17 protein-coding genes are annotated in these 15,211 nt (G+C 60.8%); 7 read left to right on the top strand and 10 right to left on the bottom strand.

Annotated features, from left to right (window positions below):
• Nucleotides 1–174 precede the first annotated feature (174 nt).
• Entirely contained in the window at nt 175–711 is a 537-nt protein-coding gene (locus FFS45_RS04605) for a MarR family winged helix-turn-helix transcriptional regulator (protein WP_137953537.1), read from the top strand.
• Nucleotides 712–798: 87 nt separating this feature from the next.
• Here the strand turns inward: FFS45_RS04605 and FFS45_RS04600 are convergent, their stop codons facing one another.
• The 3 genes from FFS45_RS04600 to FFS45_RS04590 form a co-directional block, all read right to left on the bottom strand.
• On the bottom strand, nt 799–1,347 hold the full coding sequence (locus FFS45_RS04600) for a GNAT family protein (RefSeq protein WP_137953536.1): 549 nt from the start codon (nt 1,345–1,347) through the stop codon (nt 799–801).
• 43 nt (nt 1,348–1,390) lie between these two features.
• Entirely contained in the window at nt 1,391–1,639 is a 249-nt protein-coding gene (locus tag FFS45_RS04595) for a hypothetical protein (protein ID WP_137953535.1), read from the bottom strand.
• A 153-nt stretch (nt 1,640–1,792) separates the two neighbouring features.
• A complete protein-coding gene (locus tag FFS45_RS04590; RefSeq protein WP_137953534.1) occupies nt 1,793–3,184 on the bottom strand; it encodes an FAD-binding oxidoreductase in 1,392 nt (463 codons plus the stop codon).
• Nucleotides 3,185–3,931: 747 nt separating this feature from the next.
• Between FFS45_RS04590 and FFS45_RS04585 the strand changes: the two genes are divergently transcribed.
• Nucleotides 3,932–4,525, top strand: a complete 594-nt coding sequence (locus FFS45_RS04585; RefSeq protein WP_137953533.1) for a hypothetical protein — start codon at nt 3,932–3,934, stop codon at nt 4,523–4,525.
• Nucleotides 4,526–4,621: 96 nt separating this feature from the next.
• Here FFS45_RS04585 and FFS45_RS04580 read toward each other — a convergent pair whose 3' ends face one another.
• Nucleotides 4,622–5,017 (bottom strand): MerR family transcriptional regulator, encoded by a 396-nt coding sequence (locus FFS45_RS04580; RefSeq protein ID WP_137953532.1) that lies wholly within the window; start codon nt 5,015–5,017, stop codon nt 4,622–4,624.
• Between the two features lie 86 nt (nt 5,018–5,103).
• Between FFS45_RS04580 and FFS45_RS04575 the strand changes: the two genes are divergently transcribed.
• A complete protein-coding gene (locus FFS45_RS04575) occupies nt 5,104–6,012 on the top strand; it encodes an alpha/beta hydrolase (protein ID WP_137953531.1) in 909 nt (302 codons plus the stop codon).
• A gap of 37 nt (nt 6,013–6,049) precedes the next feature.
• On the opposite strand, the gene FFS45_RS04570 is transcribed toward FFS45_RS04575, so the two are convergent.
• On the bottom strand, nt 6,050–6,985 hold the full coding sequence (locus FFS45_RS04570) for a LysR family transcriptional regulator (protein ID WP_137953530.1): 936 nt from the start codon (nt 6,983–6,985) through the stop codon (nt 6,050–6,052).
• Between the two features lie 120 nt (nt 6,986–7,105).
• On the opposite strand from FFS45_RS04570, the gene FFS45_RS04565 reads away from it, so the two are divergent.
• Together FFS45_RS04565 and FFS45_RS04560 are read left to right on the top strand one after the other, a co-directional pair.
• Nucleotides 7,106–7,963: an oxidoreductase gene (locus tag FFS45_RS04565; protein WP_137953529.1), complete on the top strand. Its 858-nt coding sequence runs from the start codon at nt 7,106–7,108 to the stop codon at nt 7,961–7,963.
• Between the two features lie 165 nt (nt 7,964–8,128).
• Complete coding sequence (locus FFS45_RS04560; protein WP_137953528.1) at nt 8,129–8,998, top strand: AraC family transcriptional regulator; 870 nt, start codon at nt 8,129–8,131, stop codon at nt 8,996–8,998.
• A gap of 65 nt (nt 8,999–9,063) precedes the next feature.
• Here FFS45_RS04560 and FFS45_RS04555 read toward each other — a convergent pair whose 3' ends face one another.
• From FFS45_RS04555 to FFS45_RS04540, 4 genes are all read right to left on the bottom strand, one after another.
• Nucleotides 9,064–9,489 carry a hypothetical protein gene (locus FFS45_RS04555; RefSeq protein ID WP_137953527.1) on the bottom strand — a complete coding sequence of 142 codons (426 nt, stop codon included), beginning with the start codon at nt 9,487–9,489 and terminating at the stop codon, nt 9,064–9,066.
• Nucleotides 9,490–9,538: 49 nt separating this feature from the next.
• Nucleotides 9,539–10,504: a porin family protein gene (locus FFS45_RS04550; RefSeq protein ID WP_137953743.1), complete on the bottom strand. Its 966-nt coding sequence runs from the start codon at nt 10,502–10,504 to the stop codon at nt 9,539–9,541.
• 531 nt (nt 10,505–11,035) lie between these two features.
• Nucleotides 11,036–11,770 (bottom strand): hypothetical protein, encoded by a 735-nt coding sequence (locus tag FFS45_RS42095; protein WP_212745697.1) that lies wholly within the window; start codon nt 11,768–11,770, stop codon nt 11,036–11,038.
• Nucleotides 11,767–12,627 carry a DUF2092 domain-containing protein gene (locus FFS45_RS04540; protein ID WP_137953525.1) on the bottom strand — a complete coding sequence of 287 codons (861 nt, stop codon included), beginning with the start codon at nt 12,625–12,627 and terminating at the stop codon, nt 11,767–11,769. Before FFS45_RS04540 ends, FFS45_RS42095 begins: the two co-directional genes overlap by 4 nt.
• A 673-nt stretch (nt 12,628–13,300) precedes the next feature.
• Here FFS45_RS04540 and FFS45_RS04535 point away from each other — a divergent pair.
• Nucleotides 13,301–13,705 carry a helix-turn-helix domain-containing protein gene (locus tag FFS45_RS04535; RefSeq protein WP_137953524.1) on the top strand — a complete coding sequence of 135 codons (405 nt, stop codon included), beginning with the start codon at nt 13,301–13,303 and terminating at the stop codon, nt 13,703–13,705.
• A gap of 155 nt (nt 13,706–13,860) precedes the next feature.
• Here FFS45_RS04535 and FFS45_RS04530 read toward each other — a convergent pair whose 3' ends face one another.
• Entirely contained in the window at nt 13,861–14,145 is a 285-nt protein-coding gene (locus FFS45_RS04530; RefSeq protein ID WP_249362628.1) for a hypothetical protein, read from the bottom strand.
• 578 nt (nt 14,146–14,723) lie between these two features.
• Here FFS45_RS04530 and FFS45_RS04525 point away from each other — a divergent pair.
• The gene (locus tag FFS45_RS04525; protein WP_137953523.1) at nt 14,724–15,131 is read left to right on the top strand and encodes a hypothetical protein; all 408 of its coding nucleotides are present in this window, start codon (nt 14,724–14,726) and stop codon (nt 15,129–15,131) included.
• Nucleotides 15,132–15,211 lie beyond the last annotated feature (80 nt).

Here is a 15,211-nt window from a genome sequence, read left to right as displayed (position 1 = left end):
CGCCCACCGCAAGCCCTGCATCCCTACTCGGAGCGGATATTATTGTTCGTTGACATACAAGTCAAGAACTAGACAATATGTTATTAGACTGTATGGTATAAGCATATCGTGTCGTAAGTTTTGTCTGGTACCATATCGTCTAGAAACAGATAGTTAGCATGAAAGGAAGAGACTATGGACAAGACCGATTCCTCGGAAGAAATGGTTTTCCCGCCCCCCGAGTTGCGCGACGCATGGCTTCGCCGGTTTCAGGAAGCGTCCGTCCAGCGGTTGCAAACCGTGTTCACGTTGAAAGCCGCCACGCAGCAGATGACCAATGTGATGAACGAGTGGCTTGAAGAATGGGCGGGGTCGCCCGCAAGATTTCAGGCACTCGCGTTGCTGTGGGGAGCGGGCGAACGCCTCGTGCCCCATCAGGAGATCATCGCGGCACTGCAGGTCAAACGCGCGAGCGTCTCTGCGATGATGTTCTCGCTGGAACAGGACGGACTGGTTCGCTCAGTTGGCGATCAGGAAGACCGGCGGCGTTTGCTGGCCACGCTCACGCCAAAGGGTAAGGAAACAATCGAGGCGGCAATGAAGACGTGTGATATACAGCACCGCAAGGCACTCGCAGGCATATCGCGCGACGAACTCAGGTTGTTTCAGGAACTGCTGATGCGTATCAATAGCGGCTATGCCAGTGTTGCCCTGCAAAACGTAAAACCTTGAGCGGTCGCCCCGGCCCAGGCCGGCGGTACGTATTCACCAGGGGCCGGTTATTCGAGCCCACGTTGGGCGAAAAAGCGCTCAGCCAGATCACTGCGTCCATTCCCGCCTGAGAAGCCCATACACCCAAGAGTCCGATACCTCTCCATCCACAATGCAGTCTTCTCGCAGCGTGCCTTCGCGTACAAACCGGAGTTTCTCGAGCACGCGGCTCGACGCCGTGTTGCGTGTGTCGGTCTCGGACTGCACACGGTTCAGGTCCAGCGTGTTGAAGGCCCATTGCAGCAAGGCGCCTGCGGCTTCGGTGGCAAAGCCTTGGCCCCATGCCGTGTCATCGAGGCAGTAGCCCATCTTCGCGCTGCGATAGACCGGGTCCCATTTGACCAGACAGCACCAGCCGATGAACGCACCATCGGCGGCGCGCTCGATGGCCAGCCGCGCACCGCTGCCTTCCTGCTCAATCTGGCCGCAAACCGCGATAAAGCGCTCTGCTTGCGCGCGCTGCTTCCAGGGCGGCGAGTCCCAGTAGCGCAACACGCGGGGGCTGCTGTGCAGGGCGAAGATGGTATCCGTATCGGCTTGCGCGAAGGGGCGCAATAGCAGGCGAGCCGTGTGCAGCGTCGGGGTTGGCAAGGTCATATGTGCAGTGTGCAATGCGCAATGTGTATGGGTCCGCGTTCCGTTAGTCTTTACCCCATCGCCAGCGAGGCGGCTCGCCCTTGAGCCAGCACACGGCCACAAGGGCGAGACTCAGCACCGTCACGAGCAGGCCGAAAGCGAACGGATGGCGAGCGGGTTGAAAAAGTACCACGACTACACCAAGCAGCAGAAAGTATACGATGAGCGCCATCCATCCCTGCCAGCTCACAGGAAATCCCCAGCCCCAACCATAGCGTTTTGCCGGAAACCAGTATTCGCGTGTGGGTGACATTACACAACCTCCAGACTCGGGCGCTATCTGCGATCTTGTCCTATCCCGGGTAGCAATTGCCTCACTCGTTGCCGTCCGTTCTGCCTCACGGGCCGCATGCGCACCCGAACTGCCGATTGAATATCTCGACGACGGGTGCGCAGCGGATGCTTGTTACACCGCAGAAGGCTTGATGTTCTGGTTGTGACGGAACAGGTTGTGCGGATCATACCGGGTCTTCACAGCGACAAGACGATCATAGTTCGGGCCATAGGCCGCACTGATGCGCTCGCTCTCGTCCTCCGTCAGGAAGTTGACGTACACGCTGCCCAGTGCAAAAGGCGTAACCGCCTCGAAGAACGCGCGCGCCCAGCCGATGCAGCGCTCGTCTTCGCTCGCGTCGCTCCAGCGTCCGTGCACATTCATGACATACTTCGCGCCGCGGCTCGGATAGGCAGTGGCCTCGACCGGAACACGAGCCATTTGCCCGCCAACCTGACCGAAGAAGATTTCGCATTGCGGCGAGGGCAACTTGCCAATGGCGTCAATCAGCACGTCCAGCAGCCCATCCGGCAGCTCCGCAAGATTGTGCGATTTCCAGTAATTGCGCGCGCCGGGCGTCAGCAGCGGATCGAACGCGCGTTGCCACATCGCATACGGCATTGGGCCCAGATGTTCGCCGTACGGGGTACCGAAACCGCGCACCACGTCGACTGCGCCCGGTCCGTCGGCAACTGCGCCGGTGTAGCAGCTCGCGAAAGCGATGATCGGCTTTCCGTGAACCTCCTGCGGCAGAAACGGCAGCGGCGGCGCGAAGCGCAGCACAGCCCATACGGAGAGCTCGTCCGGCATGGCGTCGACTGCGGCGCGATATTTCCTGAGCGCCTCTTTTGCCTGTTCCAGCGGCAATACCACGAGCCCGCCGAACACCTCCGGCCCCACCGGGTGCAAACTGAATTCAAACATCGTGACGACGCCGAAATTGCCACCGCCGCCGCGAATCGCCCAGAACAGGTCCTCGTGCGCATCAGCAGCGGCATGAACCAGTTCACCGTTCGCCGTGACAACATCTGCCGAGACGAGATTGTCGACCGTCATTCCGTATTTGCGGCTGAGCCAACCGAAGCCCCCGCCGAGCGTCAGCCCCGCTACGCCGGTCGTCGAATTGATGCCGAGCGGTGTCGCGAGCCCGAAAGCCTGTGCTTCATGGTCGAAATCGGCCAGCGTGGCGCCTGGTTCGACATAGGCGCGGCGCGCAACCGGATCGACCCGGACCGATTTCATCGGCGACAGGTCGATCATCAGCCCGTCGTCACAGACGGCGCTCCCCGCGATGTTATGCGCGCCGCCGCGCACAGCCAGCAGCAGGTCGTTATCGCGCGCGAAGGCCACCGCGCGGCGGACATCGGCAACGCCCGCGCAGCGCACGATCACTGCCGGGCGACGGTCGATCATCGCATTCCATATGGAACGCGCTTCGTCGAAACCGGGATCGGCAGGCAGCAGCACTTGCCCTCTGGTCGAAGCTCTCAGTTCTTCGATTGCATTGCTGGATAAGCTGGTCATGAAACACCTCCTGGGACTCGGACGACACTTGAGGCAATCGTTAGGGGAATGTGCAAATCCTGAAGGCTTCGCCTTCTTCCAGGGGGACGACAACACTCGTCGCAATCGATGAACCCGTGCAGGCAATGTTCGGAAAAAGCGCCGTTATGGCGAGATGCACAGCTAGGGTCAACGCAAATTCGTTGTTAGCAGATGGACGTCGTCAGGTGATCGCCGCGCTTCAAACGGCCGGGCCGGTCGATGTATTGGCGCGTCGCGCCGATCTCCTCATACAAAAGCAACCACAGTCCCGCGTAAATCACCCCACGGGATGCCGCGCGGAGCACATAGGGCACGCTTGCGCCTCCTCATCGCAAACGAAATAGCTTTGAAAGTATAGGCCGCGTGTAGTGGATTGGAGGTGGGGCATCGCCCGTTCAACAACAAGTTTTAGCTATGGACCCGGCTCATGAAGCGCAGCTCAGCCGGGGAACTCCGTCCTGTGACGGCGGCTGTGCCGATCAGCACATGGTTTCGCGTAGCGCCCACGCCTACGCTTGTCTCCACGGCAGCGAACAACGACGGACGTGCGAACGTGATCTTCGCCTTCACGCGCGGCATTTCTTCGTCTGCGTGGATGCTGCCGGCACCCGCCCGCGTGCCGCGGGTACCCGTTCCTCCCGGATGTCTCGCACCCGGAAGGCGCTTTAGACAAGAGGGAGAAGGTTTCCCATTTCGACGATCCAACCAAGCAGGAAGATATAGATCATGGATATAACGCAAGCTTCTGTCATTGCCGGCAACCTGGTTGCCATCATCAAACGGGATTTTTACAACGGCGGCGCATTTACGGCACTTGGCGGCTGTCCGGTAATCGGGAGCGTCAGGATAGATAATGGCGAACTCGGCAACGCCTTTCCCGACTCTACGCTTGGCACCGACGACCACGGCAACGTGCTGATCGATGTGAATGACCGTTTGCTCAAGCTCGACGACAATTCCATCAAATTCGCCCTCGCCCACGAATTGGGCCATGCCTTCAGCGGCAAGCTGGCGGCGGATCTGGGATATGACGACAACAATCCCCTGGACGGACCGCGCACGGAAATTATCGCGGACCTGGGCGCCGCTTATCTTCTGAGGCAAGCCGGTGTGAGCTGGGATGACATTGGCGACGTCGTCAACAACGGTGTTGCTACCGGGATTTTCACTGCAGGCTGGTCCGGCGACCACCCGCCGGGCGCCAAACGGGCCGAGTGCGTGAAAAGCCTGGCAGACCTGATGAAGGCCGGCCATAGTTTCAAAGACGCCCTGAAGGGTCTGCTGCTCAGCCTGGAGGGGTATAACCAGGGTCATGCGTGACCCGCGGCTGCAACGTCCAGCGGCAAAGATGGGAAAAGCTTGAGATATAGAGACGCGCGGATCGAATTCGCCTGCTTCGATCCGCCGCGTTCAATGCTAGTCCAAAGGCGGAACCGTTCCTTCGGCCAGCGTCTTCAAGAGACGTGCGCGACGGCGTTCGAGGTCCGCAATCTGCCGCTCGATGGAAGCGAGGCGTTTGCGTTGCGCATCGGTTGTTTCGGTGCAGGCATTCGCACCTTCTATCATGCGCATGCAGTCCGGAAAGGAACGGATATCCGCCAGGCTGAAACCTGTCGCGATCATGCGCTGAATCTGCCTGACCTGCGTGACAGCCGCAATCGGGAATGCCCGGTAACCATTGCTGGTGCGCACGGACGTGAGCAAACCGTGTTCATCGTAGTGACGGATCGAACGCACGCTGGCGCCGGTCTCGCGCGCGAGCTCGCCAATGGTAAGCAGGGTCAGCAGGTTTTGCTCGATGGACTGGGTCATGGAAAAAGCATAGCACTTTTCGCTTGACCCTCACATCAGTGTGAGGGTTGACACTGGGGTGTCTCAACCCTCCTGGAACCTTGCTCATGTCCCGCAGCACCTTTCGTCACGCGCTCTACGCCCTCGTCGCAACGGGCGCCATGCTTTTAGCGTCGTCAGCCGCCGTCGCAGAGACCCAAAGCTATAACGTCACCACGCCGGACGGCGTCACGCTGGCCGTGCAGGAATCGGGAAACCCGGATGGACCCGCGGTCGTTTTCATTCATGGACTGCTCGGCAGCCATCTGGACTGGGACCCTCAATTGAAAAGCCCCGAGCTTCAGCGCTACCGCCTCATTACCTACGACCTTCGCGGCCACGGCCTGTCCGGCAAGCCAACGGACGCCGCCGCGTACCGCGACGGGCAACATTGGGCCGACGATCTGGCAACCGTTATCCAGTCGTCACATGCGCGCCGCCCTGTGCTCGTGGGCTGGTCGCTGGGCGGCGCCGTCATATCGAACTACCTGGCGGCGTATGGCGATGGCCAGATTGCCGGTGCGCTCTATGTGGACGGCGTGATCGAACTGAAGGCGGATCAGATCGTGGCTCACCCGGCGGTGTATCGCGACATGATTTCGCCTGATCTGAAAACACACCTCGATGGCGAGCGCACATTTCTCGGCCTGTGTTTCCACGCGCAGCCGGACAAGCCCACCTTCGAGCGTCTGCTCGCGAACGCGGCAATGGCGTCGTGGGACATGCAAAGCGCAGTTCAGTCGATGAGCGTCGCCGCGTCCGAGGGCTTGAGCAAGACTCACGCGCCCATCTTGCTGATCTATGGCGCAGGCGACGCGCTGGTGAAAGCCCAACCCGCGATTGCTCGCGCGAAGGAACTGAATCCGCACATACAAAGCAAGCTGTACGCGAACTCAGGCCATGCCCCGTTTATCGAAGAACCGGATCGCTTCAATCACGATCTCTCCGCGTTCGTCGATTCCGCATCGGCACACTGAGCGCGCCGCCGCAACGAGGGGCATACGCGCATCCGGCTCAACGGGCGGCACGAAGCTCCTCCGGCTCGAAATAGAAGTTCCTGTTCCCGGCGACCCGCTCGACCATAAAGTCGATAAACGTCCTCACCCGCAGCGGTTGCTCGGTCCGGTGCCGGTAGTAGACATAAACCGCTTCGCGCTGCGTCACGTGCTGCACCAGTAAGGGAACAAGCTGGCCGTTTCTGATGAGCGCAGTGGCCGAGAAGCTGCCGAGCTGGCCCACGCCGAGTCCGGCGAGCACGGCCTCGGTCTCGGCCTCCGTGTCGTTGACGCATAGGCTCGTGGCAATGTCGCGATAGACGATCTCATCTCCGATCAGAAATTCCCAGGGAGCCTGCTTGCCCGTGTTGGCGCGCCGATAGCCCGTGCAGCGGTGCCCGTCGAGATCGTCGATGGTCTGCGGCGCGCCGTGGCGCTCAATATAGGCGGGCGCTGCACAGACAATCAACTGGATCGGCAGGAGCCGGCGCGCGATGGTGCCGCCCGAGGGCGGCGAGCCGCCACGAAAGCCCACATCGGCGCGATCGCTGATGAGGTCGGTGAAGTGGTCGTCGAACTGCACATCGAGCCGCACGTTCGGATGCAATCTGGCGAACTCCAGAAAATACGGACTCAGCACCGTGCGACCGACCGCCCTCGGCGCACTCACCCGTAGCGGTCCCGCAATCTCCGCCTTCGAGCGGCGCGCATCGTCGAGTGCCGACGACAGCACGGCCAAGGCAGGCTTCACGCTGTCCAGCAGCCCCTGCCCCTCCTCGGTCAAGCTGAGCTTGCGGGTGGTCCGATGAAACAGCCGCACACCCAGTTCCTTTTCCAGTTGCATCACCGCATGGCTCGCGGCCTGCGGCGAAATCCCCTGGTCCACCGCTGCCTTGCGCAGGCTGCCGAGCGTCGCAGCCCGGACAAATATGGTGATCGCGCGCACTTCATTCACGGCCGCCACTCCCAATTAGCAAATTTTTCTTGATTATCAGTCTAGCAATATACGGCTAGTTCATGCCAATCCAGGCTCCTATGATTTGCTCACACCCACCCCATACGTAGGAGAAACATCATGGCTCAGCATCCGAACAACAGCTTCAAGCGTGTCTGGTTCATCACCGGCGCATCGCGCGGCCTCGGAGCCCTGATCGCCCAGGCGGCGCTTGCCGAAGGCAACGCAGTCGTTGCTGCCGGCCGCAACGTTGCGGCGATAGCCGAGCGCCTCGGCGACTCGCCGGCACTGCTGCCGGTCGCGCTGGACGTCACAGACGAAGCGCAGGCAAAAGCCGCCGTTCAGGCGGCGCTCGAAAAATTCGGCCGTATCGACGTTCTGGTCAATAACGCGGGCTTTGGCCTGCTTGGCGCCATCGAGGAATCCAGCGATGCGGACGTGCGCCGCATGTACGACACCAACGTGTTCGGCCTGCTGACCGTCACGCGCGCAGTGCTGCCGGCAATGCGCGCGCAGCGCTCGGGACATGTCATCAATATGTCGTCGATCGGCGGATATCGGTCGGCTGCGGGATTCGGCGCCTATTGTTCGACCAAGTTTGCTGTCGAAGGCCTGACGGAAGCGTTGCACGCTGAATTGAAGCCGCTCGGCATTCATGCAACCGTCGTCGAGCCGGGTTACTTCCGGACTGACTTTCTCGACGCGTCATCGCTCGCCGTTGCCGGCGAGGTGATCGCCGACTACGACTCGACCTCGGGCAACGTGCGCCGCATCGCCGGCACCCTGAATCACAACCAGCCCGGCGACCCTGCCAGGCTTGCGGCCGCCATGCTCGAACTGGTCGACGCGCCAACCCCGCCGCTGCGCTTGCCGCTTGGCACCGACACGTTGAAGGCCATCGCCGAAAAGAATACCTATGTCGCACAGGAAACTGAAAGCTGGAAGACGCTCTCGGCATCGACCGACTTTCCTGCCTGATGCGGAGGGATTTTTCAGGCCCGAGGCGCTGCTTTACCGGATGAAGCGGCGCCTGCACAGACGCAACGTCAAACGGCCATTTAACGTTGCTACCAGCCGCGCCGAAGGCGATGCTAACCTTAAGCAAGCAGCATTGAAGTCTCAGTGTGGGAATGGAACGAGGCTATGGACAGGTTCGATGTCTGGGACGGCACCCGCCCCGTCTCCGAAAGAGTCGTCATCAGGCGGCGGCAGTTCTCCACCGATGGCATGAGCGCGGCGCTCTGCACCGAAAATATCGAATCGCCAACCGACTGGTGCTTCGAAGAATCGCACCATACGCTGGTGGTCCACCTGGCCGGTCAACTGCGCCGTATGGAATCGACTTTCTCGACGGCGCCGTCGAGCAACGCGCTGCCGCGAGTGGGCGATATCTGGGCCATCCCCGCCGGCTGTCGATATGCCGCGCTCGCGCATGGCGACGAAGTGCGGTTTGCCGAATTCAGTTTGCCCGCAGGCGTAACGGGAATAGGCGACTTGACCGCGCGGGTAGGACACCGCGACGCGTTCCTCTATCACGCAGCGGCGAAGCTCTCCGAACTCGCGATGCGGGATGACGATCTCGCGAGGATGGCCAGCGATTCGCTCTTGCAGGTGCTGCGGTTTCATATCGAAGATACTTATCTGCGCGGCGCTCGTGGTCCGCAAAAAGCGAATCCCGAAGGTCCGCGGCGCTTCTCGGAGCGCGAGACGCAGATACTGACCGCGCGGATTGTCGGCGCCATGCACGATCCGCTGACTGTCGAAGAGCTCGCCAGCCTCGTCGATATGTCGGTTGCGAGCCTGATCAAGGGCTTTCGGGTCAGCTTTGGGACCACACCGTGGCAGTATGTGCTGAAGATGCGGCTTGCCAAGGCGATGCAACTGCTCAAGGTCTCGGAAGCCAGCGTCACTGAGATCGCCACCCTGACCGGCTTCTCGAGTCCCAGTCACTTTGCCACGGCGTTTCTGAAGGCCTTTGGGCTGACGCCATCGGCTTACCGCCGGCGCAAGTAGCAAAGGTCGCGCCCGTCCCTCGACGACGGCCCAGCGGCGCAAGCGGTGCGGCCGTTACCGGGTTACTACGGGCTTGCTGCGGGTTCGCTGACGGGGCCCCCGCCCGGTGCTCCGCTCTTCCCCGCAGGCGTTTGCAGCCGCTTGCCCGCATTGCGCAACCTCGCGCAAACGAGGCGAACACGAGATTCGTAGTCCTGTGGATCACCTGCCTTCAATGATTGATATTGAAGCAGGACAGACTGCGCCTGTTTCCATCCGTAGTCCCAGTCCGCGTCGAAGTTGGCCGGATTGGCAAGCGATCGTTTCAGATTCGCCTTGTAACGCGCGACTTGCTCAGGGGTGTAGCCGCACAGATCGTGTCCAAGGTGGGCTGCGCGGGCGTCCGACTGAATCCGCTCGGTCAATGCGTCGTCATCGGCATAAGCGCTGGCCGCGCAAGCGCAGCCTATAGCAAGACACAGCGTAATGACGCGTGAACCTGATCTGCTCATCGGCTGCCTCCTTCGTCAATGCGCCTTCGACGGTTGCGGGAAGTCCCACTCAGAATCGATAACCCACACCGGCAAAAATCACATCGGTATCGCGGTCATAACGGGTCACCACGCGATTCCATTCAAGCCGCGCATCCCAATGACGGGTAAAACGATAAGACCCGGCGATCGTCACAAGGCCTGAGAATTTGCCTGCTCCCGGCCCCGGCGATTCGCTGTTCTCATTCTCATTGATCGCGTAATAGGCGCCGGCGCCCACGCCGAGCGTCACCTTGTCGTTCAGGAACGCACGGGTCGCCCATAGCTGGCTGGTAATGCCGTCGCGGCGCGCCAGCTTGCTGCTGCCCTCGTGCAGATAGCCCACCGTCACGTCGAGATATTTAGCAAGGCCGCGCCGGTATTCGACGGCGCCGCCCAGCGCCGAGGGCGAGCTCGTCGAGTTGACGATCGTCTTGCCCAGATACACCGCTACTTCGTTGTTGGTCACATTGGTCGTGCTGCTGGCCGCCCAGTCACGTGGGCCTGGGGTATCCGGTGCGTCCAGTTGATATCCGACGCCGAACATCACACTGGTCGCATCCGGTCCGCGCTGCACGTGGACGCGATTGAGCTGCAATTGGGTCACCCAGCGGCTGGATGCATAGTACGCGGCGCGCACGCTGTAGACCACACCCCAGCCGTGCGTGTCGGAATAGCTTCCGCCCTGCTCGGAGGTAGTGGTGTCGAAGTAGCGGTATGGGCCCAGGCCCGCCTGCAGAACAAACTTCGGACTGCCGACAGGAATTCTTCCCCATAGCTGAATCAGCTGACCATCACGATGATGATCGGGAATATGCCCTTCGTTAAGCCACGTAAAGCTGCCGGCAAAGTATTGGCCCAGGCCTTCCTGATAGTTGAAGGCCCACGTATAAGTATTGGTGCTGCCCGCACGCGAGCCGCCGCCGAATAGCGAGAACTCTTGTGCGTCGGCCGCCGGAGCGGCCAGCAGACCGCTTGCGACCACGACGGCCCCCAGCACCGCGTTAAGAACCCGACCCGGCTGAGGACGCTCAGCGGCGCCTCTCGCCGGCTCGGGCAACCCGGTAGCCGCCGCGTCTGCGGAAGGTTCTGCTGTGCTCGCCGCAGCGGCCGAGGCTCGAGCATGCCGATACACCTGCTGCCGAACCTGGTGTGCAAACGTCTGCTTCTCCACCAGCCTGAGCTTGCGGTTGCGATCCGCACCTAGTACCGCGTAATAGCGCTCGGCGTGCAGGCGCTTGAAGCGCGCATAGAAGTCAGGGCCCGGCAGGCCGGAATCGGTACTCAGAAGCGCCGCATAGTCTGCCAGTTGCGGTTCGCAGATTCCCGAGGCGGCGTGTTCAAGCGCGACATAGCGCCGGCCCAGTGGCAGGTCAGGTGGAAAGAGCGCGTGGAACGCGCCGTACGGAACGAGTTTTCTGCGCCGCGCCGCACGCAACAACAGTTGCGCGATCCGTGCCTCGAGTTCGACTTCCATATCCAGTCCAGGTCATTAGCGGTGAAGCAGGTACGATCCGGCTGTCTGCGCTTACCTGGGTGCGGTGACCACCACGTATTGCACCGTCGGGCCGACATATTGAGGCTGGTACCACGTCGCGCCACATTGCTGGTACACCACGCCGCCCACCATCACGCTCGTGCAGCTCGGCGGCAGACTCGCGACAACCGTTCCCACCACCACCGCGGTGGTCACACCCACTGCCACTCCGACCGCGACCGGATCGACGTACCAGTCATCGTGGTGATAATGGTCGTCGTCATGGTGGTCATCGTGGTGGTCATCGTCGTGATGGTCATCATCGTGATGATCGTCGTGGTGGTCGCTGCCGCCGCCGTTGTGGGAACTGCCGCCGCCGTTGCTGGAGCCACCACCTCCGTTGTGGTCGCTGCTGCTGCCGTTGTTGTGGGAGCTACCGCTGTTGTTGCTGCCTCCGCCGCCGTTGTGGGAACTACCGCCATTGCTGCTACCGCCACCGCCGTTGTGGGAGCCACCGCCGTTGCTGCTACCGCCGCCACCGCCGCCGTTATGGGAGCCGCCACCATTGCTGCTGCCTCCATGGGACGAACCCAGTCCCGGCGCCCCGCCAGGCGCGCCGCCATGAAAGCCGCCCCCTCCGCCGCCCTGGAAGCCACCGCCTCCGCCACCGCCACCGTGAATACTGGTACGTGCCGCGCCACGAATCCCGAAAGCATAGGTCGTGACCGAAGTCGCCGAGAACACAACGGCGAGCGCAATGCAGGTCATTCGCGTCAGTGGTTTCATTGCGCACCTCCCTGTTGGTCGTCACCCGAGGCCAAGGGCGGTCGCATCGGTATCTGCCTCGCGCCGGGGCCGGGATGGAAGACGAAGGTTGCTGCGTCGAAAGTGGGGTTCAGGGTCCACTGATAGTTGACCGCATGCTGTGGCCGCGACGGCTGCGTCGTATCCGTGACGACGAAGCGGCACGGCAGCGGTCGCGGGCCGGTCTGGATCCACAGTTCCCAGTCGAGGCCCGGCTGCTGGTAGGCGTAATGGTTGCACCACTTGCCCTCGACCTTGTCGAGCCCGATAAAGAGCGCGCTCGTGAGCGCCTTCTCGTCGTCCGATTGCTCGCCCCAATAAAACAGGTCGACCAGCGGAAGCTGCACGCCGTACTTCTGGTCAGCATCGGCAGCCAGTTGACGCAGGGTGGGCGGCGCCGGCACCCTGCTGTAGTAATGAAGCGTGTCGTTGAACAGCACGAAACTCTGACCGTCATACACCAAGCCTTTCGGCGCGTGACTACCGGTGATCACCACCCTGAGCTTGTTCGGGCGTTGCACCGACATCTCGGTGCGATGCAGGAAACCGACGTTCTGCCCCGTGGTCAGCACAGCGTCCGTCACGCTGTCCGCCTGAATGCGAAAGCTCTTCAGGCTGCGCAGATAGTTGCCGAGCTTGTTCAGGGCATCCACGGCCTGGGGTTGCATCTCTGCCTGCCCTTGCTCCTGTGCCTGCACCGGCTCGTCGCTGCCTGAACCGGCGGCTTGAGCCATGACGGCCGAGGTGCCGGCCATTGCAGCCAGCGCAGAGCCCATGAGCACGAGCCGCCTCACCCGCAAAGCGCTGTTGCTGCCATGACGCGAAATAGATAGTTTCACTATGCTCTCCTAAATCACTCAAACGTTGCACCGACTGCAGATACGGCTGCCTTGCGTTGCCTCGTATTTCCCTGAGCGGAGGCAATAGCCGTCCTCACGCAGCCTTCTCTGCATGAAATTCGAAAAACCCACTTTCTCTATTTCGGAGTAGCAATCAGCGGATTATTGCGTGGCAGAAAATTCTTAAAACTCCGGCACAGAATGGCCCAACATGATTTCCGCATCAAGATAAAGGATTCTGCAATGAATCGCCATACGACGCTCCTCCCAGAGACGTGGCAGGCACACGGCGAGCCATGTGTTATATGAGTTCGCCAGCTATCATCAGACCGCTTGAAGATGTTAAGGAATGCTAGCAAACGTCTGAGGCAACATCAAGCGCCAGCAGGGGAAATTGCGAATTACGAAATGATCAGGCCGATTATCTCGATAAACGCACGTGCGACGCTGTGCCAATCAACGCCATAGGATAAATAGGTTAAATCGCAAGCCCAATTATTTTTTCACTGCGCTCCTACACATTCAATTGAAAATCATTTATTACTAGGGTAATCACGCAAGCCTCACCGGGTTTTTGTCGCCCGGACATCTGCGCCGATCCCGCAGAGGAACGATGGCAAGCTGGAAGGGTATGCCCTCCGGTTGCCCCACAACTTAACGAACGCTTGATCTCATGCCCTCCCGAAGCCAAGAGCTGCCGACCGTTACACGGCGCATGAACGCGGGCCACATGTTGATGGCGGGCTCGACTGTCAAGGCAGTGGCCGAAGCGCTGCATCTGTCCACGGCCACGGTTAAGCGCTACAAGGCCGTTCTGGAAAACGGCGGACTCGACGCGCTGAAGAAGATGAGCGTGGGAGGCCGCGCCTCGGCGCTCGACGCTGCGGCGCTGGAATGGGTCGCGGCCGCCTTGCGCGGTTCGGCGCGCGAACACGGCTTTTCCAGTGATGCGTGGACCAATGCACGCCTACGCGAGCTGATCGAAGCGAAGTTCGGCGTCCAGTATTCCCGTGTCTACGCCTGGCAGATCGCCACCAATCTGGGTCTGGGAGATCGCCTTTCGAAATCGAGCCGCTAAAAGCGCCGGCACGCCGACAGCGGTGACCGCGCTCACGCCTCGCTCCCCAAAAAACAAACGCGGCCGGAAACTCGGGCCGCGTTTGCAGCCGGCGCCAACTTCAAAGCCGACGCCGGGCGTGTTATCCGTCTCTGTCTCTGTTCAGCAACCTCTCCTCAGGAGCGCCAGACTTCTTTCAGGCGGCCAAACTCGGCAGGCCGGGTATAGGAGCGGTACAGCTCCCCGACGGTGCCGAAAGCCAGGGCAGGCTTGAGGGTCGCGCCGGGCAACGCCTGGGTAATCCAGTCGTAAGCATTCATATCCCGCTGCTCGGCATGCACCGCGTCGGTTAGCGCGATCAGCGCCTTGTCGGCGGAGTGACTTCCGAGGTCCACGAAGCAATTCTCGAACGGGTGTTTCGCTGTAATCATGGGGCGCAAATCAGAGGCTCGGTTGCTCACATCAATCTCCTACACGGGTTATCCCCTCCCATGTATCAGATAGATGTGACAGCGCATCGAATCGTGCGCAGAAATTCGCCTCTGTTACATGCAGGCCGGAGAAAGCAGGCAGGACGGTCGCACGCGGCAAGTGTTTGCCCCTGCCTCCGGAGGACGCCATACGTCCTCGCCGCCTGACTGGTGCAGATAATCCGGATCGAACGCCGCCGCTTATTTACAAGTAGCCGACAATGCGTATCGGTCTGCGAATTGACATTTATGCGGCACGAAATCGCGTATTTCATATACCAGCTAACATGCATATCGCATGCAAATTCGACCCACCCGCCGCATATACTGCCCGCCAGATCCAAAATACTCGCCACCTGAACCAGCCGATAATCCAGCGCACCGAGTACCGCGCACCCTCCGATGATTTTCCGGCGAATCATTAAAAATTAAAAAATTAAATCGTTCTGACTTCAGACACATATAAAATCGCGACTCGAAATCCAGCAAGCCTGCGAGTTTTAAGCAAAATGAATAAAGGAAAGCGTCCGCTCCGGCGTATCTCCGCCGGAAAATCGGCGGCGAAAGCCATGCTGTTACCGCCCACGTTGCAATCATTTCGCGCACAGTCGTTGCGCGGTCATCTCGCGCTGGAAACATTGCGTACCGGATCGGGAAACGGTCATCTGCTCAGCGAGCTGATTCAGGTGCTGTACGTTGCCTGGTATCTGCAGGAAGCGGGCTTCGGCTCGGCCGATTCCGCGCTCTATGCCCATGCGGAGCAAGCGCTCGAACGCAGCGCGGCGCGCGGCCAGGCCAACGACACCTGGGCGCTCGACAGCGACGAGGCGCTCGCGCTGCAACGCTTGCTGGCGCTGCACGACGAACAGCTCCTGCAGACCCCGCTCAACACCATGCGCGAAGTGCACAAGCGCCTCGCCCGTTTTGCTCAAAGCGACCGGCCCACGCCATGGCCCAAACTGATCGAAACGGAATAAGCCGGCGCAACAGCCGCTTGAATCCCGCCGCCATGCCGTTCTCGCTTGACGCAAAAGAGACCTTGCCGGCCCCGCGTTAA

It is taken from the genome of Burkholderia sp. 4M9327F10, from assembly GCF_005503145.1.
In the GTDB taxonomy this organism is placed as follows: Bacteria; Pseudomonadota; Gammaproteobacteria; order Burkholderiales; family Burkholderiaceae; genus Paraburkholderia.
Note: the sequence above shows the minus strand (reverse complement) of the source record. Positions and strands in the feature narration are given on the sequence as shown.